Consider the following 25,056-nt stretch of genomic DNA (forward strand, 5'->3'; position numbering starts at 1 on the left):
GCAGGTCGCGATGTGTGGACGGGGCGGCCAGGGGAGGCGGACCAGGACGTGGCAGGACCACATGGCGCCCCAAATACATTGGACGAGACGTATCGTCTCACCTATGGTCACGGCCATGACCACCCCACACCCCGCCCACATCGCCATGTTCTCCATCGCCGCGCACGGCCATGTGAACCCCAGCCTGGAAGTGATCCGTGAGCTCGTCGCGCGCGGGCACCGGGTGACGTACGCGATTCCGCCCGTGTTCGCACGGAAGGTCGCCGAGACCGGAGCCGAGCCCGTCCGCTACACCTCGACGCTGCCGTCCCCCGACGACGACCCCGATGCCTGGGGCACCACACTCCTCGACAACGTCGAACCGTTCCTGGACGACGCCGTCCAGGCGCTGCCGCAGCTCGTCGAGGCGTACGAAGGGGACCGGCCCGACCTCGTGCTGCACGACATCGCCTCCTACCCCGCCCGCGTCCTCGCCCACCGCTGGGGCGTCCCGGCGATCTCGCTGTCCCCCAGCCTTGTCGCCTGGGAGGGCTATGAGGAAGAGGTCGCCGAACCGATGTGGGCCGAGGCCAGGGAGACCGCGCGCGGCCGGGCGTACTACGCGCGCTTCGAGTCCTGGCTGGCGCAGAACGGGATCACCCGGCACCCCGACTCGTTCGCCGGCCACCCCGCCCGTTCCCTCGTACTGATCCCGAAGGCGCTCCAGCCGCACGCGGACCGGGTCGACGAGCGGATCTACACCTTCGTCGGCGCCTGCCAGGGCGACCGCGCCGCGCAGGGCGACTGGCGGCGGCCGGCCGGTGCCGGCAGGGTGCTGCTCGTCTCACTCGGCTCCAGCTTCACCAAACAGCCGGCCTTCTACCGCAGGTGCGTCGAGGCGTTCGGCGGCCTGCCGGGCTGGCACATGGTGCTGCAGATCGGACGGCACGTCGACCCGGCGGAGCTGGGGCCCGTTCCGGACAACGTCGAGGTGCGGGACTGGGTACCGCAGCTCGCGGTCCTGAGGCAGGCCGACGCGTTCATCACGCACGCCGGGGCGGGCGGCAGCCAGGAGGGCCTCGCGACCGCCACGCCGATGGTGGCGGTGCCGCAGGCCGTGGACCAGTTCGGCAACGCCGACATGCTCCAGGCGCTGGGCGTCGCACGTCACCTGCCGATGGAGGAGGCGACGGCCCGGACCCTGCGAGAGGCGGTCCTGGCGCTCGTCGACGATCCCGAAGTGGCGCGCCGGCTCCAGGAGATCCGGGAACAGATGAAGCAGGAGGGCGGCACACGGCGGGCGGCGGACCTCATCGAGGCGGAACTCCCGCGACGCGGCGCCTCCCGCGAGCCCTGACACGCGAGGTGGCCGGGGCGCACGCCCCGGCCACCGGCCATCCGCGCCGTCACCCGCGCAGGTCAGACGCGGACCTTCTCGTCCTCCACCGCCGGCGGCGGGGGTGCCACCGGAGCCGACTCGTCGTGCGTGAGGTCGGGCAGCCGGTTCAGCCACTTCGGCAGGTACCAGTTGCGCTCGCCGAGCAGGGCCATCACCGCCGGGAGCAGCACGCCCCGGATGACGGTCGCGTCGATGAGCACCGCGGCGGCGAGGCCGACGCCCATCTGCTTCATCGACTGCATGGACAGGGTGCCGAAGATCGCGAAGACGGCGACCATGATGGCCGCGGCGCTGGTGACGACGCCCGCCGTGGTCACCACGCCGTGCCTGATCGCCTCCTTCGTCGTACGGCCCCGCAGGCGTGCCTCACGGATGCGGGAGACCACGAACACGTGGTAGTCCATCGACAGCCCGAAGAGGATGACGAACAGGAACAGCGGCAGCCAGGTGACGATGGCACCCACACCCTCGGCGCCCACCAGCGACGCGCCCCAGCCGTGCTGGAAGACGGTGACCAGGATGCCGTACGCCGCGCCGACCGACAGCAGGTTCAGCGCGATCGAGGTGATCGCGACCGTGAGCGAGCGGAACGACAGCAGCATCAGCAGGAAGGCGAACACCACGACGAACGCGAAGACCGGCACCACCGAGCCGATGAGCCGGTCGTTGAAGTCCTGCGAGCCGGCGACCTGGCCGGTGATCGGCGCCTGCACCCCGGCGACCTTGCCGAGGGTGTCCGGCCGCACCGTGTCGCGCAGCAGGTCCAGGCTCTTGCCCGCCTTGTCCAGGTCGGAGCCGCCGACGAGGGGCACGGAGATCAGGGCCACGTTCTCGGCGTCGTGCACCTTGATGTCGACCGGGCCGCGCGAGGCACCGGAGCTGACCGCCCGCGCCCGGAACTCGGACAACGCGGCCTTCACGTCCGCGGCGTTGATGTCCTTCGCCTTCACCACGACCTGGGCCGGCTCTGAGCCGCCGGGGAAGGCGTCGTTGACGCGGTCGTACGTGGCCACGATGGGCAGCCTGTCCCCGAACTCCTGGTCGAGGGTGAGGTTCTGGGTCTTCATGCCGAGCGCGGGCGCGGCGATCGCCAGCAGGGCGCCGGCCGCGACCACCAGGGAGACGGCGGGCCTGGCCAGGACGACCCCGAGCACGGCACCCCACACCCGGCTGCCCTCCTCGGGGGACCGGCCGCGCCGGGCCAGCCGCCGCCGTCGGCTCTCCGGGTGCAGGAACGGGATGCGCCCCTTCTCGACCCGCTCGCCCAGCAGCGACAGCAGCGCGGGCAGCACGGTCACCGAGCCGACCATGGCGACCGCCACCACCATCAGCGAGGCCAGACCCATCGCCTCGAAGGTGGCGATCCCGGTGAACAGCAGGCCCGCCATCGCGACGCAGACGGTCACACCGGAGACGATGACGGCGCGGCCACTGGTCGCGGCGGCGATGCGCAGCGCGGTGCCCGGGTCCCGGCCGGCCGCGCGCTCCTCACGTTCGCGCCGCAGATAGAACAGGCAGTAGTCGACGCCCACGGCCAGACCCACCAGCAGCATCACGGAGTTGGCGGTGTTGTCCATCGCCTGCAGATGGCTGACGACGCCCATCAGGCCCAGCGTCGCCATGATCGCGGTGAGGGCGAGCGCGACCGGCAGCAGCGCCGCGACCACCGCGCCGAACGCGATCAGCAGGATGCCGAGCGCCACCGGCACCGCGGAGTACTCGGCCTGCTGGAAGTCGTCACCGAACGCGTCGGAGAACGTCTTCTGGATGCTGGCCGAGCCGATCTCCTCGATCCGCAGCCCCGCGTGCTCCTTCTGCACCCCGGCGACGGCCTTCAGCACCGGCTCGACCCGCTTGCCCGCGGTGTCCGCGTCGCCGCGTATGTCGAACTGCACGAGCGCGCTGCGGCCGTCCTTCGAGATGGTCCCCGCGTCGTAGGGGGAGGTCACGTTCGCCACCCGGCCGGTGCCGTCGACGGCCCGTACGACCTCGGTGACGGCGGCGCGGAACTGCGGGTCCGTGGCCGTGGTCCGGCCGTCCTCGGCCTGGATCAGCACGCTCTCGCCCGCCGGCCGCTTGATCCCCGCATCGTCGATGATCGTGGCGGCGGTGTGCGTCTCGCCCTTGAGCTGGTCGCTCTCCTTGACGTCGACGCGCCCGGCCGCCGAGCCGGCGGCCATCGCCAGGACGACGAACAGCACCCAGATGCCGACGGCAGCCCATCGGTGCCGGGCGCTCCAGCCGCCGGCCCGGGCGGCGATGCCCCGCACCCTCGTATCTCCGTTCCCCATGACGGGCATGCCCTCTCGTGCACGGGTGGCGGCCCCCTGCCGCCACCGTCCGCATAGACGGTATGCGCTGCGCAGGCGCGGCTCGTCGTGCTGCCCGGTGAACCGTGTGCGGCCCGGCTCATCCCCTCGGACCGCGCCGCCTCAGCATCTGGGAGGACAGCGGCCCCTTACATCTACCCGGGTTCTCCCACTCCGGGGTCAGGGTCGGGGCGCCGCCCGGACTCTGCGAGGCTCGCGGTATGCGCTCCGTCATCATCGGGGCAGGGGCGGTCGGGGGCGCGGTCGGGGCGCGGCTCGCCGAGGGGGGCACGAGGTGGTCCTCGTCGCACGGGGCGCGCAGTACACGGCGCTGCGCGAGGGCGGGCTGCGGTTCCGCGGCCCGGACGGCGAGCGCACCCATCGGCTGCCGGTCGTCGAGGGGCCGGACGTGCTGGGCGCGTTGCGCACGGACGACGTGCCGGTGCCGGCCGTCAAGACGCGGGACAGCGCGGCCGCCCTGGACGTCTGGGGCCCCTGGGCGGTGACGCGCGGGGCGGCGGTTCCTCCTGGCAGTCCCTCACGCGCGGCACCGGCACGATCGAGGCCGACTACCGCGGAGCTGGTGCGGCTGGCGGACGAGGCGGTGGAGGCGGCCGGGGGGAGCGCGGGGGAAGTGGACCACTGAAGCGGTCGCCGATTGGACCGGGGGCCTGCGCCAATCGACGACTAGCGTGACGGGCATGCAGAACACCTCACCCACCCGCGTCGACTTCTACTTCGACCCCGCCTGCCCGTTCGCCTGGATCACCTCCCGCTGGCTGCTGGAGGTCGAGCGCGAGCGCCCGCTCGACCTCCGCTTCCACGCGATGAGTCTGTATCTGCACAACATCGGCAACGAACTCCCGGACTGGTACCGGGAACTGGTCGACAAGTCGGTCGGACCCGTGCGGGTCGCCGTGGCCGCCGCCGAGCGGCACGGCGAGAAGGTGCTGCGCGACCTGTACACCGCCTTCGGCACCAGGATCCACGAAGGCGAGGAGGAGGACTTCGACGCCGTGGTCGCCGAGTCGCTCGCCGAACTCGGTCTCCCCGCCGATCTGGCCGCCGCCGCGCACGACCCCGCGTACGACGACGCCGTACGCCGCAGCCATGACGCCGGCGCCGAGCCCGACTCGGACGGCTATGTGGGCACCCCCACGATCCACGTCGACGGAACGGTGTGGTTCGGACCGGTCCTGCGCGCCATCCCGCGGGGTGCGCGGGCGGCCGAACTCTTCGACAGCTTCCGGGTGCTGGCGGGGCACCCCGACTTCTTCGAGCTGAAGCGGACCCGTACCGGCGGGCTGTCCTTCGGCTGAGCCCGGTCCGGACGCGTCACCCCCGCGCGCGCGGACGTCGTGCGCCGGCTCCCTCAGGCACCCATCGCCGCCGGCACCGGCGTCCGCGCCGCGTCGTACCGCTCCAGCAGCAGGCGCGCCACCTCCGGCGCCGGGCCGAGCACCTCGGCCAGGACGTCCGCCTCGGCGGCACCCCGCACGATACGGTCCGGCAGGAACCCCGGCGCCAGCACATACGGCGCCACGGCCACCGTTGCGCAGCCCAGCGCCCGCAGGTCGCGCACGGCGTCCTGCGTGCGCGGAAGGGATGCGGAGGCGAACGCAGGCCGCACGGCGCACCAACCGGTGTGCCGCCACTCCCGCGCGATTTCTGCGATCACTGCGATCGCCTCCGGGTCGGTGGACCCCGCCGAGGCCAGCACGACCCCGGTCGAGGACTTGTCGGCGGGGCCCAGACCCGCCTCGTACAGCCGCCGTTCGAGGGCGCGCAGCAGCAGCGGCGAGGGGCCCAGCACATCCGCCTGCCGGATCCTCAGCCGGGCCGGGGCGCCCCGCAGGGCCGCCGGGATGTCCGCCTTCGCGTGGAACGCGCGGGTGAGCAGCAGGGGCAGGACCACGACGTCGCGCACTCCCTGAGCCGCCAGGGAGGCGAGCATCCCGTGCACGGACGGGACGTCGAAGTCCAGGAAGGCGGTCTCCACGCGCAGCCACGGCCGCAGCGACCGTACCCGCCGTACCAGGGCGTGGACGGTGTGGGCGTGCCGCGGGTCGCGGCTGCCGTGGGCGACGACCACTAGGACCGGACGGTGCATCGGAGGGATCACCCCTTCACGAGGAGGCCGCGGCTGCGCAGCACCCACCGCTCCAGCGGGCTGAAGATCAGCAGGTCGACGGCGATGCCGACGAGCAGGATGAGCAGGATGGCCTCGAACACCATGGCCATGTCGCCGGCGTTGCGGCCGTTCTCCAGCAACTGGCCGAGGCCCACCCCCAGATCGGGGAAGGACGCGATGATCTCCGCCGCCATCAGCGAGCGCCACGAGAACGCCCAGCCCTGCTTCATTCCCGCGACATAGCCGGGCAGCGCGGCCGGCAGCACGATGTGCCAGGTCCCCCGCAGGCCGGTCGCGCCCAGGGTGCGGCCCGCCCGCAGGAACAGCGGCGGCACCTGGTCGACGCCGGACACCAGGCCGTTGGCGATGGAGGGGACGGCACCGAGCAGGATCACCGCGTACATCATCGAGTTGTCCAGGCCGAGCCAGATGACGGCCGGCGGCACCCACGCCACCGACGGCAGCGACTGCAGGCCGGACAGGATCGGGCCGACGGCCGCGCGCACGAACCTCACCCGCGCCACCAGCAGACCCAGCGGGGTGCCGATGGCCAGGGCGAACAGGAAGCCCAGCAGTCCGCGGGAGACGCTGGTCCAGATGTAGCCCAGCAGCGTGCCCCGCAGCCACGACTGGTGGACCACGTCCCACACCGCGGACGGCGAGGGCAGCTTGCTCGGGTCGGTGACGATCCGCAGCGAGATCAGCCCCTGCCACACCGCCAGCACCAGCACGACGGCGACGACGGGCGGCAGTATCTTCCGGGTGAACGTCTGCCGCAGCGGCGGACGGCCGGCGGCCGTCGTCTCCAGGGCGTCGAGGCCGGCCTCCACACCGGCCAGCTCCGAGGTGCTCCGGTCGGCGGCGGTGCCCGCCGAGGTGGTCTCACTGCTGGCCATGACGCCGGATCTCCCCACGCAGTACTTCGGTGATCTCTCTGGACAGGTCCGCCACGGGGGCGTCCTCGATGCGGCGCGGCTGCGGGATGTCCACGGCCCACTCGCGGGCCACCCGCCCCGGACGCGACGAGAGCAGCACCACGCGCTGGGCGAGCCGCACCGCCTCCCGGACGTTGTGCGTGACGAACAGGACCGAGACTCCCGTCTCACTCCAGATGCGGGTCAGCTCCTCGTGCAGCACGTCCCGGGTGATGGCGTCGAGCGCCGCGAACGGCTCGTCCATCAGAAGCAGCCGGCTGTCCTGGGCGAGCGCCCGGGCCAGCGCCACGCGCTGGCGCATCCCGCCGGACAGCTCGTGCACCCGCTTGCCGTGCGCGCCCTTGAGCCGGACGAGTTCGAGCAGCTCGTCGGCCCGGCCGCGCCGCTCGCCCTTGGGAACACCCCGCAGGCGCAGGGCCAGTTCGATGTTCTTGCCCGCGGTCAGCCATGGGAAGAGGGCGTGCTCCTGGAACATCAGCGCCGGGCGTCCGTGCGTGGTGATGCTGCCCGAGGTCGGGGCGTCGAGCCCGGCGACCAGGTTGAGCAGCGTCGACTTGCCGCAGCCCGAGGCGCCCAGGAGGGTGACGAACTCGCCGGGCGCGACATCCAGCGTGATGTCGTCGAGGACGAGCTGCCGCCCCGCGGGCCCCGCGAAGGACTTCGAGACGTGCGCGATGCGGGCGGCCTGCTCCACCGCCTCGGCGGCCTTGGCGTAGGTCGTGGCCATGGTCGTCACCTCCTGGGAACTCGGGGAACGCTTCGGGTCGGGGACTCAACGGACGCCGAGGCCGGCGTCGTCGACGGTGCCGGCGCCCTCTTCCGCGAGGACCTTGTTGAGGAGCGTGAGGTCGTAGATGCCGCGCAGGTCCGGCTTCCGCAGCAGACCCGCCTCGGCCGCGTGGTCCGCCTCGGTGCCGAGGGTGGCGGCCAGCGGGTCGTCGGTGGTGCGGATCGACGCCCAGGCCGGGTCCAGCACGTTCGACGGCAGCGCCTTGCCGGAGTCGGCCTCCAACTGCTCGTTCGCCGACGCCTTCGCCGCGTCCGGATGGGCCGTGATCCACTTGTTGGTCTCGACCGAGGCCCGCAGCACCGCCTCGACGGCCTTCGGGTGCTCCTTCAGGAACCTCTGTGAGACGACGATGTTCGTGATCACGAACTTGCCGCCGGGCCACAGCGACGCCTCGTCCAGCAGGACCCTGCCGCCCTCGGCGACCAGCCTGGACGCGGTCGGCTCCGGCACCCAGGCACCGTCGACGGAGCCGGCCCTGAAGGCGTCCGGGGTCACCTTGTTGTCGCTGCGCACGACGGTGACGTCGCCCGTGCCGCTCTGCGCGTCGACCTTCCAGCCCCGGCCGGCGATCCAGTGGAGGAACGCCACGTCCTGCGTGTTGCCGAGCTGAGGTGTGGCGATCCTCTTGCCCTTGACGTCCTCCAGGGACCTGATCTTCTCCGGGTCGACCACGAGCTTGACACCGCCGGACGCCGAACCTCCGACGATGCGCAGGCTCTTGCCGTTGGACCTGGTGTAGCCGTTGATCGCCGGGGACGGTCCGATCCAGCCGATGTCGAGGGAGCCCGAGTTCAGTGCCTCGATCTCGGAGGGGCCGGCGTTGAAGGTCGCGTACTCGGCCCTGGTCGCGCCCAGCGCCTTCTGGAAGATGCCCCGCTCACGGCCGACGAGGGCGGTGGCGTGGGTGAGGTTGCCGAAGTATCCGATCCTGACGGAGTCGAGGCCGTCGGTCTTGCTGGCCCCGGCGGCGATCGCCTGGTCGGCCGCGCCGTCCTCGGCCTGGGAGCCGTAGCCGCAGGCGGCCAGGGCGAGGAGGGGGAGCGCGGCGAGCACGGCTGTGCCGCGGCGAAGGAGCGAAGGGCGGGTGGCAGGCACGGGAGGGGTTCCTCTCGTCGGCCCGGCGGTCACGGTCCGTCAGGGCGTGGCCGGGAGGTCGGCAGGTCTTCGTCGTCTCCGGCGCCGCAGGGGGCGGAGCGACGGCAGGGCGTGCGGGCGGTGCGCGGACGTCATCGCGCACATCGCGCCACTCCGCCCCGGCCTCCCCCGAACTCCGTTCGGGGGGACCCCCAGCCGAGGGCTCCGCTGCCGATGCGGCCCCCCTCTTTCGCGAACGTCGCGTAGACGTCCTTCGCGAACGTCGCATGGACGTCGGTGGAGTTCATGTCAGAAATCCCACCCGTCGTCCTCGGCCCCGTCCTTGACCGGCTCGGGGGCGGCGAAGGACTCGCCGACCATGCCGGCCGTCAGCGTGGTGCCGTCCGCCGGATCGATCAGGATGAACGAGCCGGTGCGCCGCGAGTCGGCGTACGAGTCCACCGGCAGCGGCTCGGCGGTACGGATCTTCACCCGGCCGATGTCGTTGGCGGCCAGCAGTCCCGGGTGCGGGTGCAGGGACAGGTCGTCGAGCGTGAGACGGGACGGGATGTCCTTGACGATCGCCTTGACGGTGCGGGTGCCGTGCTTGAGCAGCACGCGGTGGCCGACCGTCAGCGGCTGGTCGGCGACGTGGCACACGGTCGCCTCGATGTCCTGTGTGGTCGGGGGCGCGTCCTTGGCCGGGACGATCAGGTCGCCGCGCGAGATGTCGAGGTCGTCCTCCAGCAGCAGGGTCACCGACTGCGGGGTCCAGGCCGCGTCGACCGGCCGGCCCAGCAGGTGGATGCCCGAGACCCTGGTCGTGCGCCCCGACGGCAGGACGGTGACCCGGTCGCCGACGCGGAACGTGCCGGCCGCGATCTGGCCCGCGTACCCCCGGTAGTCCGGGTGTTCGGCGGTCCCCGGACGGATCACGTACTGCACGGGCAGCCGCGCGTGGCAGTGTGCCAGGTCGTGGCTGACCGGGACCGTCTCCAGGTGCTCCAGGACGGTCGGCCCGCCGTACCAGTCCATGTTCGCGGACGGTTCCACGACGTTGTCGCCGGCCAGCGCCGAGATCGGGATCGCGGTGACGTCGGGGACGCCCAGCTCGGTCGCGTACGCCGTGAACTCTTCGGCGATCGCCGCGAAGACGGACTCCCGGTGGCCGACCAGGTCCATCTTGTTGACGGCGAGGACCACGTGCGGGACGCGGAGCAGGGCGGCGATCGCGGCGTGGCGGCGGGTCTGCTCGACGACACCGTTGCGGGCGTCGACCAGGATCACCGTCAGCTCGGCCGTGGAGGCGCCGGTGACCATGTTGCGGGTGTACTGCACATGACCGGGGGTGTCGGCGAGGATGAACCGCCTGCGCGGGGTGGCGAAGTAGCGGTAGGCGACGTCGATCGTGATGCCCTGCTCGCGTTCGGCGCGCAGGCCGTCGGTGAGCAGCGCGAGGTCCGGGCCGTCCTGCCCGCGGTTCGCCGAGGCGCGCTCCACGGCCTCCAGCTGGTCGGCGAGGACCGACTTGGAGTCGTGCAGCAGACGGCCGACCAGCGTGGACTTGCCGTCGTCGACCGAGCCGGCGGTGGCGAACCGCAGGAGCGTGGTGGCGGAGAGTTCCGTGGTCGTGGTCATGCTCAGAAGTACCCCTCGCGCTTGCGGTCCTCCATGGCGGCCTCGGAGAGCCGGTCGTCGGCGCGTGTCGCGCCGCGCTCGGTGAGCCGGGACGCGGCGATCTCGGCGATGACCTCCTCCAGCGTCACCGCGCCGGAGTCGACGGCGCCGGTGCAGGACATGTCGCCCACGGTCCGGTACCGCACCAGGCGCTTCTCGACCCGCTCGCCGTCCTTCGGGCCGCCCCACCCGCCGGCCGTCAGCCACATGCCCCCGCGCCGGAAGACCTCGCGCTCGTGCGCGAAGTAGATCTCCGGCAGGCCGATGTCCTCGCGGGCGATGTACTGCCACACGTCCAGTTCGGTCCAGTTGGACAGCGGGAAGACGCGGACATGCTCCCCGGGCGCATGGCGGCCGTTGTACAGGTTCCACAGCTCCGGGCGCTGGCGGCGGGGATCCCACTGGGAGAACTCGTCGCGCAGCGAGAAGACCCTCTCCTTGGCGCGCGCCTTCTCCTCGTCGCGGCGCCCGCCGCCGAAGACGGCGTCGAAGCGCTCGGACTGGATCTTCTCCGTCAGCGGAAGCGTCTGCAGGGGGTTGCGGGTCCCGTCGGGCCGCTCCTTGAGGACGCCCCGGTCGATGTAGTCCTGCACGGACGCCACGTGCAGCCGCAGCCGGTGCCTCTCGACCGTGCGGTCGCGGTACTGCAGCACCTCGGGGAAGTTGTGCCCGGTGTCCACGTGCAGCAGCGAGAAGGGCACCGGCGCGGGCGTGAACGCCTTCACCGCCAGGTGGAGCATGACGATGGAGTCCTTGCCGCCGGAGAACAGGATCACCGGCCGCTCGAACTCGCCCGCCACCTCGCGGAAGATGTGCACGGCCTCGGACTCCAGCGCGTCCAGGTGGCTCAGGGCGTAAGGGCTTCCCGTGCCCTCCGCGACCTCGGCGACGGTCGTCATGCCAGTCCCCTTTCGCTCAGCAGCGTGTACACGGCCGCCGCCGACTCCTGCACGGTCTGGTGCTGCGACTCGATGCGCAGATCGGGCGCGACGGGCTCCTCGTACGGGTCGTCGACGCCCGTCAGTCCGGTCAGCTCGCCCGCCGCCTGCTTGGCGTACAGCCCCTTCACATCGCGCACGGAGCAGACCTCGACCGGGGTCGCCACGTGCACCTCCAGGTACGGCGCACCGCTGTTCCGGTGGCGCTTGCGCACCGCCTCGCGGCTGTCCGCGTAGGGCGCGATCACCGGGACGAGCGCCTTGACGCCGTTGCGGGCGAGCAGGTCGGCGAGGAAGCCGATGCGCTGCACATTGGTGTGCCGGTCGGCGCGGCTGAAGCCCAGGCCCGCCGAGATGAACTCGCGGATCTCGTCGCCGTCGAGCACCTCGACGCGGTGGCCCTTCTCGCGCAGCCGCCCGGCCAGTTCGTACGCGATGGTGGTCTTGCCGGCGCTCGGCAGACCCGTGAGCCAGACGGTGGCTCCGGTCGTCACGTGTGACTCCTGATTCGTAGAGATCCCGGTCATGGTCAGCCGTGCAGCCCGCACTCGGTCTTGGCGCGGCCCGCCCAGCGGCCGGCGCGCGCGTCCTCACCGGCCAGGACCCGGCGGGTGCAGGGGGCGCAGCCCACGGAGGCGTAGCCGTCCATGAGCAGCGGGTTGGTGAGCACACCGTGTTCGGCGATGTAGGCGTCCACGTCGTCCTGGGTCCAGCGGGCGATCGGCGAGATCTTGACCTTGCGGCGCTTCTCGTCCCAGCCGACGACCGGGGTGTCCGCCCGGGTGGGGGCCTCGTCGCGGCGCAGTCCGGTGGCCCAGGCGTCGTAGTCCTTCAGCCCCTCCTCCAGGGGCATGACCTTGCGCAGCCTGCAGCACAGGTCGGGGTCGCGGTCGTGCAGCCGGGTGCCGTACTCGGCGTCCTGCTCCGCCACCGTCTGACGCGGTGTCAGAGTGATGACGCTGACGTCCATCACGGCCTCGACCGCGTCGCGGGTGCCGATGGTCTCCGGGAAGTGGTAGCCGGTGTCGAGGAACACCACGTCGACGCCGGGCATGGCCCGCGAGGCCAGATGGGCCACCACCGCGTCCTCCATGGAGGAGGTCACGCAGAAGCGGCTGCCGAAGGCGCCGGCCGCCCACCGGAGGATCTCCGGCGCGGAGGCTTCCTCCAGGTCCCGGCCCGCCTGCTCGGCGAGCGCCTTCAACTCCTCGGCGGAACGCCTCTTCTGAGCCGTCGTCATATCGGATCTCCTCCGTTGTCGGCTCGCCGCAGCCCGCGCGCGAGCAGTCCGAGGAACGCCAGCCGGAAGGCCCGGTTGCAGGCCGCGCACTCCCAGGCGCCGTGTCCCTGCTCCTCGCTCGGGCGCAGATCCTCCCCGCCGCAGTAGGGGCAGTAGAAGGGGGCGGCCCGCTCACTCACGACAGTGCCTCCTCGTCGGCGCGCGCGACCCAGGCCGCGAACCGCTCGCCCTCCTCGCGCTCCGCCTGGAACCGCCTCAGGACACGCTCGATGTAGTCCGGCAGTTCCTCCGACGTGACCTTGAGGCCGCGGACCTTGCGGCCGAACCCGGCCTGGAGACCGAGCGCGCCGCCCAGGTGCACCTGGAACCCCTCCACCTGCTCGCCCTTGTCGTCGAGGACCAGCTGGCCCTTGAGGCCGATGTCCGCGACCTGGATACGGGCGCAGGCGTTCGGGCAGCCGTTGAGGTTGATGGTGATCGGCTCGTCGAAGTCCGGGAGGCGGCGCTCCAGTTCGTCGATCAGCCGGGAGCCCCGTGCCTTGGTCTCGACGATGGCGAGCTTGCAGTACTCGATGCCGGTGCAGGCCATGGTGCCGCGCCGGAAGGGCGAGGGGCGGACCGTGAGGTCCAGCGATTCCAGGCCCTCGACGAGGGAGCCGAGCTGGGTCTCCGGGACGTCGAGGATGATCATCTTCTGCTCGACGGTGGTGCGCACCCGGCCCGAGCCGTGCGCCTCGGCGAGGTCTGCGATCTTGGTGAGGGTCGTACCGTCGACGCGGCCGACGCGCGGGGCGAAGCCGACGTAGTACCGCCCGTCCCGCTGGCGGTGGACGCCGACGTGGTCGCGCCACTGCTGGACGGGCTGCTCGGGAGCGGGACCGTCGAGCAGCGCGCGGCCCAGGTACTCCTCCTCCAGCACCCGGCGGAACTTCTCGGCACCCCAGTCGGCCACGAGGAACTTCAGCCGGGCCCGGTTGCGCAGCCGGCGGTAGCCGTGGTCGCGGAAGATCGACAGGACGCCCTCGTAGACGTCCGGGACCTCCTCCAGCGGCACCCAGGCGCCCAGCCGCACGCCCAGTCGGGGATTGGTGGACAGGCCGCCGCCGACCCACAGGTCGAAGCCCGGCCCGTGCTCGGGGTGCCGGACGCCGACGAACGCGACGTCGTTGATCTCGTGCACCACGTCCAGCAGGGGCGAGCCGGAGACGGCCGTCTTGAACTTCCGGGGGAGGTTGGAGTACGCCTTGTTGCCCAGGACGCGGCGCTTCATCTCCTCCAGGGCGGGGGTGGCGTCGACGATCTCGTCCTCGGCGATGCCGGCGACGGGAGAGCCGATCATCACGCGGGGGGTGTCGCCGCAGGCGGTGACCGTGGACAGGCCCACGGCCTCCAGGCGGTCCCAGATCTCGGGGACGTCCTCGATCCGGATCCAGTGGTACTGGACGTTCTGCCGGTCGGTGATGTCGGCGGTGCCGCGCGCGAACTCCTGCGAGACCTCGCCGATGACGCGCAGCTGACGGGTGGTGAGCCGGCCGCCGTCGATGCGGACGCGCATCATGAAGTACCGGTCGTCCAGCTCCTCCGCTTCCAGGACCGCGGTCTTGCCGCCGTCGATACCGGGCTTGCGCTGGGTGTACAGACCCCACCAGCGCATCCGTCCGCGCAGGTCGTTGGGGTCGATGGAGTCGAAGCCCCGTTGGGAGTAGATCGTCTCAATGCGTGTCCGCACATTGAGACCGTCGTCGTCCTTCTTGAACTGCTCGTTGCCGTTGAGCGGGGTGAAGTGACCCGCGGCCCACTGACCCTCGCCACGGTGACGGCTCACCTTGCGGCGGGGCACGGCGGATTTCTGCGGGGAGGCGGCCATGGTGGATACGTCCTTCGGGACAGGCAGGAGAAAACGGCACCGACCTGCGCAAACGGGGGTACGGGCAGGCGTGCGCACCCCTGCGCAAGGGTCGGGAAAGTTGAGAAAAGTGGAGAAACCGGCGCGGGCGGGAGGCTCTCAGCGGACCGGACAGATGGCGCTGGACATGCGGCCGAGATCGACGTGCCGTCGACTCACCAAGGCGATTCCAGTTCCGGACATGAGGGAAGCCTGTCATGGCGATCTGGACACAGTCCAGTTTTGCCCATCATGTGGACACCCTTGTCCCGGAACGTGAGACAAGGGTGTCGTCGGTCACATGGTACGGCCGTGCCCGCGTCCTCGCAGGTCAGACGGCCTGCGCCCCAGGCCACGGGCCCGGAGTGGGAACCTCCGGTTCCTCCTCGACCCGGGTGTCGAACAGCCGGAAACCGCGGCGCTGGTAGTTGCCCATCGCATGCTCGCCGTCCTTGCTGCACGTGTGCAGCCACACCCGCTTCGTCTGCGCCAGCCCAGGCCACCGGTCCGCGAGGTCCCATGCCCGCGCGGCCCCGTACGACAGCAGGTGCCCGCCGATCCGCCGCCCCCGGAAGGCCGCCAGGAGCCCGAAGTAGACGATCTCCACGACCCCGTCGTCCTGCGGCTCCAGCTCCACATACCCCGCGGGCGTGCCCCGGTCGTGGGCCACCCAGGTCTCCACTCCCGGCCGGTCCAGGTACTCCCGCCACTGCGCGTACGTCCAGCCCAGCCGGTCGACCCAGCGGATGTCCCCGCCGACCGAGGCGTACAGGAAGCGGCTGAACTCCGGCGACGGCACCTCGGCGCGGACGACGCGGACGTCGCCCTCGGGGGCCGCCGCGGGCAGCAGATCGGCCGGGGACGTCTGCTCCAGGGACCACGTGGTCACGGTGATGCTGCTCATGCGGTCAGGGAATCACGGGGGCACACGCTACGACAAAGGTGTTCCGGCCCGCGGTCCCGGGGCCGGCTCCCTATCCCATGGCTTCGTCCACGGAGCCGAGCGGCACCGCGTACAGCACCCGCCCGTCGGCCGGTCCGTCCCCCTGGCCGTCGTCGCCCGGCACGCCCTCCGTCAGCGTCCACAGCTCGCCCGTCTCCTGCCAGTACGACAGGGACGCCGTGTGCCGGCCCCAGCATGCGTGGCTCTCGTTGGACCCGCAACGCGCCGCCTTCGCCTTGGACGTGGTCTGCCGCCAGAGCGTGCCGCGCCGGCCGTCGGACGTCGGCGCGCGGTCGACGTACCAGTCGGCCCGCTCCGCCCCGTCGCCCCGGTGGGAGAGCACGCCCCGCACCCCGGTCGCCTCCGTCTCGTACGCCTCGGCCGCCCGGACGTCGCCGCGTGCGTCCGCGGCGAGCAGACCGCCGCGGCCCGGGACGGTGCTGTACGCGTAGCGCCATACGCGCGCCGCCCGGTGGCCGCCGCCGGCCGGGAACCATTCGCTCGCGACCAGGCTGTCCGGAACCGAGGTGCGGTCGAGGGAGAGGGCGGAGAAGCAGGGCGTCGCGCGGTCGTCCGCCGTCGAACACGGGCCGTCGGTGAGGCGGTAGGAGCCGACCGCCGGCAGCACGTACTGGTAGCCGTGCGCGGCGAAGCCGCCCTTCACCCGGCCGATCGCGGGACCGTCGACGTTCGCCCTGAGGACGCGGTGCAGATCGAAGACGAGCAGGGAGCCGCGGGCGGCGGCGATGAGCTTGTCCTGGTACCAGACCATGCCGGACAGACGGGTGCGGACGGCGGTGTAGTCCTTGCCGTCGGCGCGCGGGGCGACCAGCAGGACCCAGCGGTAGGCGAGGCGGGCGGGGTCGTTCGCGTCGATGAAGGCGATCCTGGCGAGGCCACGGTCGGCGGCCGGGCCGTCCGGGCGGTCGTCGTGCGCCCATCCGGACAGGATGACCCGGTCGGGACCCCAGTGGCCGTCGTCGTCGGCGTCGCCGGAGGTGGTCACGGACCGGGGCAGCCACTGTGTGGTCGTCGCGTCGCGGCGGTCCCAGCAGTAGGCGCGCGTGGCGGCCGGCTCGACGGGCAGCGCGTCCGTCTCGGCCGTGTCGCACCCGGAGCGCTCGCGCATGGTGCGGTCGGCGGAGGCGAGGACGCCGTGCACGCCGACGTTGCCCCCCATGGCGCGGGAGAGCGTGTCCAGGGTGCCGCGGGCGGTGAGGTCCTCGTGGAGGCGGAAGCGGGCGGTCTCGGCCCGGGCGGTGACGCGGGTCAGTCCCCCGGGGTCGTCCCCGCCAGCGGCCTGCGAGGTGCTGATCAGCGTGGCGGCGGCGGTCAGCGCCAACGCGGTCCCGGCCAGCGTGGCCCGCAGCGCTTGGCCTCTGCGCCTGCGGCGGTGCCTGCCACGGTGCTTCATACATCCTCCCGGGGTAGGCCAACTGCTCCTCGTGATCCGGATGTTGACGGGGGAACGGGTGGGGTGGCCTATGGGAGGGATGCTACGGCAGACGCCCGCGGGACCGGTCGAAGACCCGGGAAATGCAGGGTTATCCCCACCGTGAGGGTTATATGCCGCGGGAGTGTGCGGCGGGCGGTTGCGCGCCGGGCGGCTGCGCGGTGGCCGGCTGCGCGGTGGGGCGGGGGACGCCGGCCAGGGTGTCGCGCGCCCTCACCACGCCCGGCGCCACGGAGTGCGGCAGCAGGTCCCGCGGGTCGTCGGGGGTCAGCACCTCCACCTCCGCCGACTCGCGGAAACGATACGGCCGGTGCTCCAGAACGGCCCCGAGATAGCGCCGTACGCGGGACATCTCCGCGCGGACCGTGACCGTGCGGGCCGGGTCGCCGAACATGTCGGCGGCCAGGGCGGCGGCGGTGCGGCCGGTGCGGCCGAGCGCGAGCAGATAGAGCAGTTCGGCGTGGCGGGGGCTGAGCTCCTGGGTCCAGGAGCCCGTGTCGCCCGACACCGTCACCGACCAGCGGTGCGGATGCCCCACATCGAGGACGATCCGGGTCGCGGGCGTCACCACGGGCGCGTCCGCGGTGCGCACCAGCCAGCCGCCCGGCAGCGGCTCCACCTCGCAGGGGCCCAGCGACGGCAGCAGGCATCGGCCGGGCGAGAGGGACGCGGGCAGAGCCACCCGGCTGGCGTACGGCATCCCGGTCACCGCCGCCGTCCAGCCGTCCCTGTCCACCGCCAGCGCCCGGCCGCCGAGCTTGGCCAGCAGCGGCGCCGCCACCGCGCGCAGCCGCTCCAGGGTGCCGAGGTGGATCTCCCGCAGCCTGGCCTCCGCGAGCTTGGCCACCGAGTCCACCCAGGCCAGCGTCGCCGGGTGCATCGTCTCCAGCGGGCCGCTCACGTCCACCACCCCCAGCAGCCGGCCGTCGCGCGGGTCCGTGACCGGGGCGCCCGCGCACGTCCACGAGGCGTGCGAGCGGACGAAGTGCTCGGACGCGAAGACCTGCACCGGACGCCGGATCGCCACGGAGGTGCCGACGCCGTTCGTGCCGACGACCTCCTCGCCCCAGTGCGCCCCGGGCAGCAGGCCCAGCCGGTCCGCCTGGCGCAGCACCCGGGGACTGCCCTCGCGCCACAGCACCCGCCCGTCCGCGTCGGCGACGACCATGATGTGCTCGGTGACGTCCGCGACCGACAGCAGACTCTCCCGTAAGACGGGCAGCACGGGACGCATCGGGGAGTCGCGGCGGCGCTGCTCCACCTCGTCGCGGCCGAGCGGGTCGGCCCGGACGTCGTGGTCGGGGTCGACGCCGCTGCGCAGCATCCGCCCCCAGGACGCCCAGATCACCGGGCGCGGCGGCACCGGGGCGCGCTGTCCGGCGAGCGTGGCGCTGCGCACTTCGCTGAGCACGCGCGCCGCCTGCGCGGCGTCCAGGGTGGCGAGCCGTGTGACGTCGTTCGCCGAGTGCGCCACTGGACCTCCCGGATGGCCTGTCCGTCTCCGTCCCCTTCCGCCCCGGGCAGGAGCACCCGGTCCGCGGCGACGGTGGCATCATCTTGCCGCTTGCCCGGGACGGAGGGATGTACTCCGCCCACAGCGGGCACGTTGCAACCCCCTGCAACTCTGGCGAACGGCCACGGGGTCGTTGAAAACTTGGGCGACGCCGCTGCGGCGGCGTCCGCGCTCCTCCAAGGGGGGCGGCAGAGCGGGGGTGGTGCCGTGTCGGCGCAGCACCACCCCTGCGACGTGCTCCCTCCGGGACGCCCTCGGCGTACGGGACGGACCGTCAGACGACCGGCCTCGCCCGCTCCACCACCGCGGCCAGGTCCAGGCTGTGCGGCAGGGTGCCGAAGGCCGCGCCCCAGTCGCCGCCGAGACGGGAGGCGCAGAAGGCGTCGGCGACCTCCGGCGGCGCGTACCGGACGAGCAACGCGCCCTGGAGCACCAGCGCCATCCTCTCCACCAGGCGGCGTGCCCGCGCCTCGATGCCCTCCAGATCGGACAGTTCGGTCAGCAGGCCCTTGACCGCGGCGTCCAGGCGGTGGTCGGCGCCGTGCGCCCGGCCGACCTCCTGGAGATAGGCGTCGAGGGCGTGCGGTTCGCGCTGGAGCGCCCGCAGCACGTCCAGTGCCTGCACATTGCCCGCGCCCTCCCAGACGGAGTTGAGCGGCGACTCGCGCAGCAGCCGGGGCATGCCGGACTCCTCCACATAGCCGTTGCCGCCGAGGCACTCGGACGCCTCCGCCACCACCGGGGTGCAGCGCTTGGTCACCCAGTACTTGGCGGCCGGCACCGCGAGCCGCAGGAACGCCCGCTCCTGCTCGCTCCCGTCGTCGTACGCCGCCGCGAGCCGCAGGCCGAGCGTCGTCGCCGCCTCCGACTCCAGGGCCAGGTCGGCCAGCACGTTGCGCATCAGCGGCTTGTCGATGAGCCGGCCGCCGAACGCCTCCCGGTGGGCGCAGTGGTGGAGCGCCTGCGAAACCGCCTGCCGCATCAGCGCCGTCGAGCCGAGGACGCAGTCGAGCCGGGTGGCCGCGACCATCTCGATGATGGTGCGCACCCCGCGGCCCTCGTCGCCCACCCGGCGCGCCCAGGTCCCGGCGAACTCCACCTCGCCGGAGGCGTTGGACCGGTTGCCGAGCTTGTCCTTGAGCCGCTGGATCATGAACGTGTTCCGTGTGCCGTCCTCCAGCACACGGGGCACGAGGAAGCAGGTGAGCCCGCCCGGTGCCTGGGCCAGCACCAGGAACGCGTCCGACATGGGTGCCGAGCAGAACCACTTGTGGCCCGTCAGCCCGTATGTGCCGTCCTCGGCGAGCGGCCGGGCCGCGGTGGTGTTGGCGCGGACGTCGCTGCCGCCCTGCTTCTCCGTCATGCCCATGCCGAAGATCACGCCGGGCTTCTCCGCGGCCGGGCGCAGATCCGGGTCGTAGACCGTGGAGGTCAGCCGCGGCTCCCACTCGGCGGCGAGCACGGGGTCCGTGCGCAGGGCGGGCACCGCGGAGTGGGTCATCGACAGCGGGCAGCCGTGACCCGCCTCGGCCTGGGACCAGATCACGAACGAGGCCGCGCGGCGCACATGCCCGCCCGGGCGTGACCAGGCCGCCGTCAGCCCCGCGGCGACGCCCTTGCCGAGCAGCCGGTGCCATGCCGGATGGAACTCGACCTCGTCGATGCGGTTGCCGTAGCGGTCGTGGGTCCGCAGTCTCGGCGGATTCTCGTTCGCCTGGGCCCCCCACTCCTGTACCTGCGCGGAACCGGCGCTGAGCCCGAGGCCCGACAGCTCGGAGCGGGCCTCGTCGAGGAGCGCCGGGTCCAGATGCCGCTCGACGGCCTCCGCCAGGGCCCGGTCGGCGGTGAAGACGTCGTAACCGACCAGGGGCGGAGCCTGGTTGGTCACGGTATGCGTGCTGGCTGCCATGGGAGCGAACCTACTCCTCGGTACGCCGCCGGTCACCCGTCTTGCCGCGGCGCATGCCCCACCCCGGGCAGGTCGTCTCACCGGGGGGTGAGTGCGGGCCCCGGCGGCGGATACCGTTATGGCGTGCAGCCAGCAGCAAGTGAACCCTCCGAGCGGCCTTCAGGCCGTCTCCACCGGGCGCGTGCCCTCTACCGGAACGTCTCCAAGCGCAGGACCGCCTGGCTGCTGCTGAAGGACACCGTCAACTCGTGCATGGAGTACCGCATCCTCGGTCTCGCGGCCGAGGCGGCGTTCTTCACGCTGCTGTCCGTGCCGCCGCTGCTGCTGAGCCTGATCGGGCTGCTCGGGTACGTCGACGACTGGACCGGCGCCGACACCATCCAGAGCCTGGAGAACAACCTCCTGGAGGCGTCCCGCACGGTCCTGTCCGACAAGGGCGTCACGGAGATCGCCCAGCCGATCCTGCACGACGTGATGAAGGGCGGCCGGCCCGACATCATCTCCATCGGCTTCCTGTTCGCCCTGTGGTCGGGGTCGCGGGCCGTGAACGTCTTCATCGACACCATCACCGTGATGTACGGGCTCGACGGCACCCGGGGCATCGTCAAGACGCGGCTGCTCGCGTTCGTGCTCTTCATCGTGGCGCTGCTGATCGGCTCGGTCGCGCTGCCGCTGATGGTGGCGGGACCGGACGCGGTGGTGAACGTCGTGCCGTGGTCGACGACGGTGGTGCAGATCCTGTACTGGCCGGTGGTCATCATCCTGTCGGTGGTGTTCCTGACGACGCTGTACCAGGTGTCGGTCCCGGTGCGCTCGCAGTGGGTGGAGGACGTGCCCGGCGCGCTGGTGGCGCTGGCGATGTGGGTACTGGGCAGCCTCCTGCTGCGCATCTACCTGACGCACACGGTGGAGGGCCCGACCATCTACGGTTCGCTGGCCGCGCCCGTGGCCGTCCTGCTGTGGATCGGCGTGTCCGCGTTCGCGGTCCTCGTCGGCGCGGCCGTCAACGCGGCGATCGACCGCGTGTGGCCGGCCGCGGCGACGGCGGCGGCCCGGGAGGCGAACGAGCGGCTGCGGCAGGAGCAGGCGGCGGAGTACGTGGCCCGCGCGGCCGCGGCCCGCGCGGCCGACCCCGACGACCCGGACATGCCGTCGGAGTTCCCGGAGCGCTGGTCCCGCTTCCTGCCCCCGGAGGACGTCACGTCACGGCTGCGGACACATGCGCGCAGCGCGCCCCCTCAGGCACGGAAGGCGGACGAGGCGGGGGAGTGAGCGGCGCCCTGCCGCCGTCCGGATGTTCCCCGCCGCGCGGCCGGCCGACGGAGCGTGCGCGCTCCGGCTCCGGCGGCCGTGCGCGGTCCGGCTCCGGCGGCCGTACGCGCTCCGAGGCGATCGCCCGCCGGAGACCACCGGGCCCCGCGGGCGTAGCGTGAGGCACATGGCTGCCGGCGAAGGCGGATACGCGGAACGGGCGTCCCGGCTCGACGGCGCGGTCGTGTGGACGAACACGCCGAGCGCCGCCGGGCCGCCGGTCCTGCCCGACGGCTGCATGGACCTGCTGTGGACCGAGGGCAGGCTCCTGGTCGCGGGCCCCGACACACACGCCCACCACCCCGGGAGCCCGCCCACGCGCTGGGCCGGTGTCCGCTTCCGCCCCGGCGGCGGACCCGCCCTCCTCGGCGTACCGGCGTACGAACTGCGCGACCGGCGCGTCGAGCTGGCCGACCTGTGGCCCGCCGCCGAGGTGCGCCGACTGGCCGGGCGGGTGAGCGCCGCCGCCGATCCCGCGACCGCGCTGGAGGAGATCGCGCTGGAGAGGGCCGGACGGGCGCCGGCCCCCGACCCGCTGCTCGGTGCCCTGGTCGCGGCCCTCGACGCGGGCCGCCCGGTGGCCGCCACCGCCGACGCCCTGGGCCTGGGCGCGCGCCAGTTGCACCGCCGCTCGCTCACCGCGTTCGGCTACGGCCCGAAGACGCTGGCCCGCGTGCTGCGGCTGCAGCGGGCGCTGGCGCTGGCGCGGTCGGGGGTGCCCTACGCGCAGACCGCGGCACGTGCCGGTTTCGCCGACCAGGCCCATCTGGCGCGCGACGTGCGGCAGCTGGCGGGGATGCCGCTGGGTGACCTACTGGCCCGCGGGTAGCTGCGCGAACAGGTCGACGCCGTTGCCGTCCGGGTCGTGCACGACCGCGTACCGCATCCCCCAGGGGGCGTCCCACGGCTTGAGCTCGCCGTGGTACCCGGCGCCCACCAGCTCCTCGTACACCCTGTCCACCTCGGCGGGGGAGTCGCAGCGGAAGGCCATCGCGACCCGGTAGCCGCCGGCCGGGGGCCGCCAGCCGGGGTGGAAGGAGCGGACGGTCTCCTCGGGGTCCAGGGCGAGCCGCAGCCCGCCCGGCAGTTCGGCCTCGACGTGCGGCTGCCGCTCGGCGCCCTCGGGGAAGACGAGGCCGAGACGGCGGTAGAAGGCGAGGGACGCGGCCAGGTCGGAGACGACGAGGCCGATCACGTCGAATCGTGGAGTCATACGGCCACCGTAGGCGGGCGAAGGCGGCCGGGTCTTGAACGAATCGGACGTGGGCGGCCCTGGGCGGACGGACGTGGGCGGTCTTGGGTGGATGGCTGCGGCCGGGTCTTGAACGAATCGGACGTGGGCGGTTTTGGGTGGACGGCTGCGGCCGGTCTTGGGTGGACGGCTGCGGGCGGGTCTTGAACGAATCGGACGTGGGCGGTCCTGGGCGGACGGACGTGGGCGGTCTTGGGTGGATGGCTGCGGGCGGCTCCGGGCGGGCGGCCGCGGGCGGCTCCGGCGGGATCACCGCGAGCCGGTGCCGGCGTGGGGCGGACGCACATGGCGCCGGTGGCGGCGCGGCGGGGATCCGGGCGGCGCGCCCAGCTCCAGCACGATCGACGCGCCACCGGCCGGCCCGTTGTCCAGCTCCAGCGTTCCGGCGGCCGCCTTCGCCGTACGCCGCGCTATGTCGAGGCCGAGCCCCGTGGAGCCCGCCCGGCTGGCGCCGCGCTCGGTGGGGAAGCCTCCGGTGAATCCCGGCCCGGCGTCCTGCACCGTCAGCCGCGCGCCGCCGCCCGGCCGGGGAGAGAGGCCGATGCCGAAGGCGACTCCGTCCGGCGTGTGCGCGAAGACGTTGTCCAGGAGCACGTCCACGCAGGCCGCCAGATCCTCGGCGGAGGCGAGCACGGGAATCGGGCCCGCCGGGATCCGGACCGACATCGGCCGCTGCTGCTCGTCCGCGAGCACCGACCAGAAGTCGGCGCGCTCCCGTACGACCGCGGCGGCGTCGCAGACCGCCCACAGGCCGCCGTGGGACGGGCGGCGCGCCTCCCGGATGATGTCGCTCACGGTGCGTTCCAGCGTGTCCAGTCCCTCGCTGATGGTCCGGCTCTCCCTGGGGTCGGCCAGCGACTCCGCCTCGATGCGGAGCGCGGTCAGCGGGGTGCGAAGGCGGTGCGAGAGGTCCGCGACGGACTCGCGTTCCCTCGTCAGCAGTTCCCCGATGCGCCCGGCCAGGGTGTTGAGCGCGGTTCCCACCTTGCGTACCTCCGGCGGACCGGCGGGTGACGCCCTGGCCGACAGATCGCCCGCCCCGAGGCGGTCGGAGGCGTGCGCCAGATCGCTGAGGGGCCGGACGAGCGAACGGGCGAGCCGGTCGGCCACCAGGACGCTCAGCACCAGCAGCCCGGCCCCCACCGCGCCCAGCAGCAGCCAGGCCGTGCCGAGCCCGTGGCGCAGTTCGGACTCCGGGGCGAAGACCCGGATGACCGCCGTGCCCTCCGGCAAGCCCTGGACCGCGACCAGGACCTCGACTCCTCCCGGGGCCTGGGCGACGATGCTGCGGCCGCTCGCGGCCAGGCGCATGGCCTGCGAGCGCGGCGCCGATGCCCCCACGGTGCCGCCGTCGGCGAGGAACACGGTCAGGGGACTGGCGGGGGCCTCGGCGTCCAGCTCCCCGACGACCTGGGCCAGTCGGGGCCGGTCCAGGGTGGCGACCAGGGGCGTGATCGACTGGGCCCGGGTCACGGCCCCGTCGATCGCGCGGTCCTCGGCGACGGTGCGCACGAGCAGTCCCAGGGGCAGCAGGAAGGCGACCAGCACGAGAGAGCTGGTCGCCACCACCAGAAGCACCAGGCGCCGCCTCATGACATCGTCGGATCCATGAGTTTGACACCGACGCCGCGCACCGTGTGCAGGTAGCGGGGTTCCTGTGCCGTCTCACCGAGCTTGCGCCGAAGCCAGGCGAGGTGCACGTCCACCGTCTTGTCCGCGCCCCCGTAGGGCTGCCGCCAGATGTGGGTGAGCAGATCGCGTTTGGGCACCACCTGCCCGGCGCGCACGGCGAGGTAGTGCAGCAGGGCGAACTCCTTGGGGCTCAGCTCCAGCAGACGGCCCTCCAGCCGCACCTCGTGCGCGTCCGGCCGGAAGGCGAGGCCGCCGACCACCGTCGGTTCCACGCCACCGGCCCGGTCGGCCGTGGTGCGGCGCAGCACGGCCCGTATCCGGGCGTCGACCTGGCCCGGCCCGAACGGTTTGACGAGGTAGTCGTCGGCTCCGGCGTCGAGCACCCGGATCATCTCGGCCTCCTCGTCGCGGGCCGTGGCGACGATCACCGGCACATCACTGACCGCACGGATCATGCGAAGGGCCTCATAGCCGTCGAGATCGGGCAGCCCCAGATCCAGCAGCAGCAGATCCGGCTGACGCTCCACCAGCAGTCGCAGCGCCTCCAGGCCGGTGCCCGCGCTGGCGACCGCATGCCCCCGCTCCGTCAGGGAACGGGTCAGGGCAGTGCGTATCGCCGCATCGTCCTCCACGAGCAGCAGCTGTGCCATGGCGCCATACGATAATGCAGCCGGTGCCGTGTGCCT

The 25,056-nt window shown here is 72.8% G+C and carries 22 protein-coding genes and 2 pseudogenes; 5 read left to right on the top strand and 19 right to left on the bottom strand.

Annotated features, from left to right (window positions below; all coding sequences use genetic code 11):
• Positions 1 to 78: 78 nt before the first annotated feature.
• A pseudogene (gene mgt / locus ACZ79I_RS31305) lies at positions 79 to 1,336 on the top strand (macrolide-inactivating glycosyltransferase).
• A gap of 62 nt (positions 1,337 to 1,398) precedes the next feature.
• Here the strand turns inward: mgt and ACZ79I_RS31310 are convergent.
• Positions 1,399 to 3,669 carry an MMPL family transporter gene (locus tag ACZ79I_RS31310; protein ID WP_471501724.1) on the bottom strand — a complete coding sequence of 757 codons (2,271 nt, stop codon included), beginning with the start codon at positions 3,667 to 3,669 and terminating at the stop codon, positions 1,399 to 1,401.
• Between the two features lie 239 nt (positions 3,670 to 3,908).
• Here ACZ79I_RS31310 and ACZ79I_RS31315 point away from each other — a divergent pair.
• Positions 3,909 to 4,225: pseudogene (locus ACZ79I_RS31315) on the top strand (2-dehydropantoate 2-reductase N-terminal domain-containing protein); the annotation flags it as partial.
• A gap of 163 nt (positions 4,226 to 4,388) precedes the next feature.
• On the top strand, positions 4,389 to 5,006 hold the full coding sequence (locus ACZ79I_RS31320) for a mycothiol-dependent nitroreductase Rv2466c family protein (RefSeq protein ID WP_471501726.1): 618 nt from the start codon (positions 4,389 to 4,391) through the stop codon (positions 5,004 to 5,006).
• Positions 5,007 to 5,059: 53 nt separating this feature from the next.
• On the opposite strand, the gene ACZ79I_RS31325 is transcribed toward ACZ79I_RS31320, so the two are convergent.
• The 15 genes from ACZ79I_RS31325 to ACZ79I_RS31395 form a co-directional block, all read right to left on the bottom strand.
• Positions 5,060 to 5,797, bottom strand: coding sequence for a sirohydrochlorin chelatase (locus ACZ79I_RS31325; protein ID WP_471501728.1), 738 nt, complete (start codon positions 5,795 to 5,797; stop codon positions 5,060 to 5,062).
• An 8-nt stretch (positions 5,798 to 5,805) separates the two neighbouring features.
• Positions 5,806 to 6,714 carry an ABC transporter permease gene (locus tag ACZ79I_RS31330; RefSeq protein WP_471501730.1) on the bottom strand — a complete coding sequence of 303 codons (909 nt, stop codon included), beginning with the start codon at positions 6,712 to 6,714 and terminating at the stop codon, positions 5,806 to 5,808.
• Entirely contained in the window at positions 6,701 to 7,480 is a 780-nt protein-coding gene (locus ACZ79I_RS31335; RefSeq protein ID WP_471501732.1) for an ABC transporter ATP-binding protein, read from the bottom strand. The genes ACZ79I_RS31330 and ACZ79I_RS31335 overlap by 14 nt, the downstream gene beginning before the upstream one ends.
• A gap of 45 nt (positions 7,481 to 7,525) precedes the next feature.
• Complete coding sequence (locus ACZ79I_RS31340) at positions 7,526 to 8,638, bottom strand: aliphatic sulfonate ABC transporter substrate-binding protein (RefSeq protein ID WP_471501734.1); 1,113 nt, start codon at positions 8,636 to 8,638, stop codon at positions 7,526 to 7,528.
• 288 nt (positions 8,639 to 8,926) lie between these two features.
• On the bottom strand, positions 8,927 to 10,255 hold the full coding sequence (locus ACZ79I_RS31345; protein ID WP_471501736.1) for a sulfate adenylyltransferase subunit 1: 1,329 nt from the start codon (positions 10,253 to 10,255) through the stop codon (positions 8,927 to 8,929).
• A 2-nt stretch (positions 10,256 to 10,257) separates the two neighbouring features.
• The gene (gene cysD / locus ACZ79I_RS31350) at positions 10,258 to 11,193 is read right to left on the bottom strand and encodes a sulfate adenylyltransferase subunit CysD (protein WP_471501738.1); all 936 of its coding nucleotides are present in this window, start codon (positions 11,191 to 11,193) and stop codon (positions 10,258 to 10,260) included.
• Positions 11,190 to 11,759, bottom strand: a complete 570-nt coding sequence (cysC, locus tag ACZ79I_RS31355; protein WP_471501740.1) for an adenylyl-sulfate kinase — start codon at positions 11,757 to 11,759, stop codon at positions 11,190 to 11,192. The genes cysD and cysC overlap by 4 nt, the downstream gene beginning before the upstream one ends.
• A 2-nt stretch (positions 11,760 to 11,761) precedes the next feature.
• Complete coding sequence (locus tag ACZ79I_RS31360) at positions 11,762 to 12,472, bottom strand: phosphoadenylyl-sulfate reductase (protein WP_471501742.1); 711 nt, start codon at positions 12,470 to 12,472, stop codon at positions 11,762 to 11,764.
• Positions 12,469 to 12,651 (bottom strand): hypothetical protein, encoded by a 183-nt coding sequence (locus tag ACZ79I_RS31365; RefSeq protein WP_471501744.1) that lies wholly within the window; start codon positions 12,649 to 12,651, stop codon positions 12,469 to 12,471. Before ACZ79I_RS31365 ends, ACZ79I_RS31360 begins: the two co-directional genes overlap by 4 nt.
• Entirely contained in the window at positions 12,648 to 14,339 is a 1,692-nt protein-coding gene (locus ACZ79I_RS31370) for a nitrite/sulfite reductase (protein WP_471501746.1), read from the bottom strand. Before ACZ79I_RS31370 ends, ACZ79I_RS31365 begins: the two co-directional genes overlap by 4 nt.
• Positions 14,340 to 14,477: 138 nt before the next feature.
• Positions 14,478 to 14,561 carry a putative leader peptide gene (locus ACZ79I_RS31375; RefSeq protein WP_349817346.1) on the bottom strand — a complete coding sequence of 28 codons (84 nt, stop codon included), beginning with the start codon at positions 14,559 to 14,561 and terminating at the stop codon, positions 14,478 to 14,480.
• Positions 14,562 to 14,688: 127 nt separating this feature from the next.
• Positions 14,689 to 15,261 (bottom strand): GNAT family N-acetyltransferase, encoded by a 573-nt coding sequence (locus tag ACZ79I_RS31380; RefSeq protein WP_471501748.1) that lies wholly within the window; start codon positions 15,259 to 15,261, stop codon positions 14,689 to 14,691.
• Between the two features lie 70 nt (positions 15,262 to 15,331).
• Positions 15,332 to 16,714 carry a hypothetical protein gene (locus tag ACZ79I_RS31385; RefSeq protein WP_471501750.1) on the bottom strand — a complete coding sequence of 461 codons (1,383 nt, stop codon included), beginning with the start codon at positions 16,712 to 16,714 and terminating at the stop codon, positions 15,332 to 15,334.
• A 148-nt stretch (positions 16,715 to 16,862) separates the two neighbouring features.
• On the bottom strand, positions 16,863 to 18,227 hold the full coding sequence (locus ACZ79I_RS31390) for a GAF domain-containing protein (RefSeq protein ID WP_471501752.1): 1,365 nt from the start codon (positions 18,225 to 18,227) through the stop codon (positions 16,863 to 16,865).
• Between the two features lie 313 nt (positions 18,228 to 18,540).
• Positions 18,541 to 20,175, bottom strand: coding sequence for an acyl-CoA dehydrogenase family protein (locus tag ACZ79I_RS31395; protein WP_471501754.1), 1,635 nt, complete (start codon positions 20,173 to 20,175; stop codon positions 18,541 to 18,543).
• Positions 20,176 to 20,298: 123 nt separating this feature from the next.
• On the opposite strand from ACZ79I_RS31395, the gene ACZ79I_RS31400 reads away from it, so the two are divergent.
• Both ACZ79I_RS31400 and ACZ79I_RS31405 read left to right on the top strand, forming a co-directional pair.
• The gene (locus ACZ79I_RS31400; protein WP_471501756.1) at positions 20,299 to 21,447 is read left to right on the top strand and encodes a YihY/virulence factor BrkB family protein; all 1,149 of its coding nucleotides are present in this window, start codon (positions 20,299 to 20,301) and stop codon (positions 21,445 to 21,447) included.
• A 166-nt stretch (positions 21,448 to 21,613) separates the two neighbouring features.
• A complete protein-coding gene (locus tag ACZ79I_RS31405; RefSeq protein WP_471501758.1) occupies positions 21,614 to 22,315 on the top strand; it encodes a helix-turn-helix domain-containing protein in 702 nt (233 codons plus the stop codon).
• Here ACZ79I_RS31405 and ACZ79I_RS31410 read toward each other — a convergent pair.
• From ACZ79I_RS31410 to ACZ79I_RS31420, 3 genes are all read right to left on the bottom strand, one after another.
• Positions 22,298 to 22,699: a VOC family protein gene (locus ACZ79I_RS31410; RefSeq protein ID WP_471501760.1), complete on the bottom strand. Its 402-nt coding sequence runs from the start codon at positions 22,697 to 22,699 to the stop codon at positions 22,298 to 22,300. The genes ACZ79I_RS31405 and ACZ79I_RS31410 overlap by 18 nt on opposite strands.
• A gap of 288 nt (positions 22,700 to 22,987) precedes the next feature.
• Positions 22,988 to 24,331, bottom strand: a complete 1,344-nt coding sequence (locus ACZ79I_RS31415) for a sensor histidine kinase (RefSeq protein ID WP_471501762.1) — start codon at positions 24,329 to 24,331, stop codon at positions 22,988 to 22,990.
• On the bottom strand, positions 24,328 to 25,020 hold the full coding sequence (locus ACZ79I_RS31420) for a response regulator transcription factor (RefSeq protein ID WP_471501764.1): 693 nt from the start codon (positions 25,018 to 25,020) through the stop codon (positions 24,328 to 24,330). Before ACZ79I_RS31420 ends, ACZ79I_RS31415 begins: the two co-directional genes overlap by 4 nt.
• Between the last annotated feature and the right edge of the window lie 36 nt (positions 25,021 to 25,056).

The sequence above is a fragment of the Streptomyces sp. PSU-S4-23 genome (assembly GCF_055632315.1).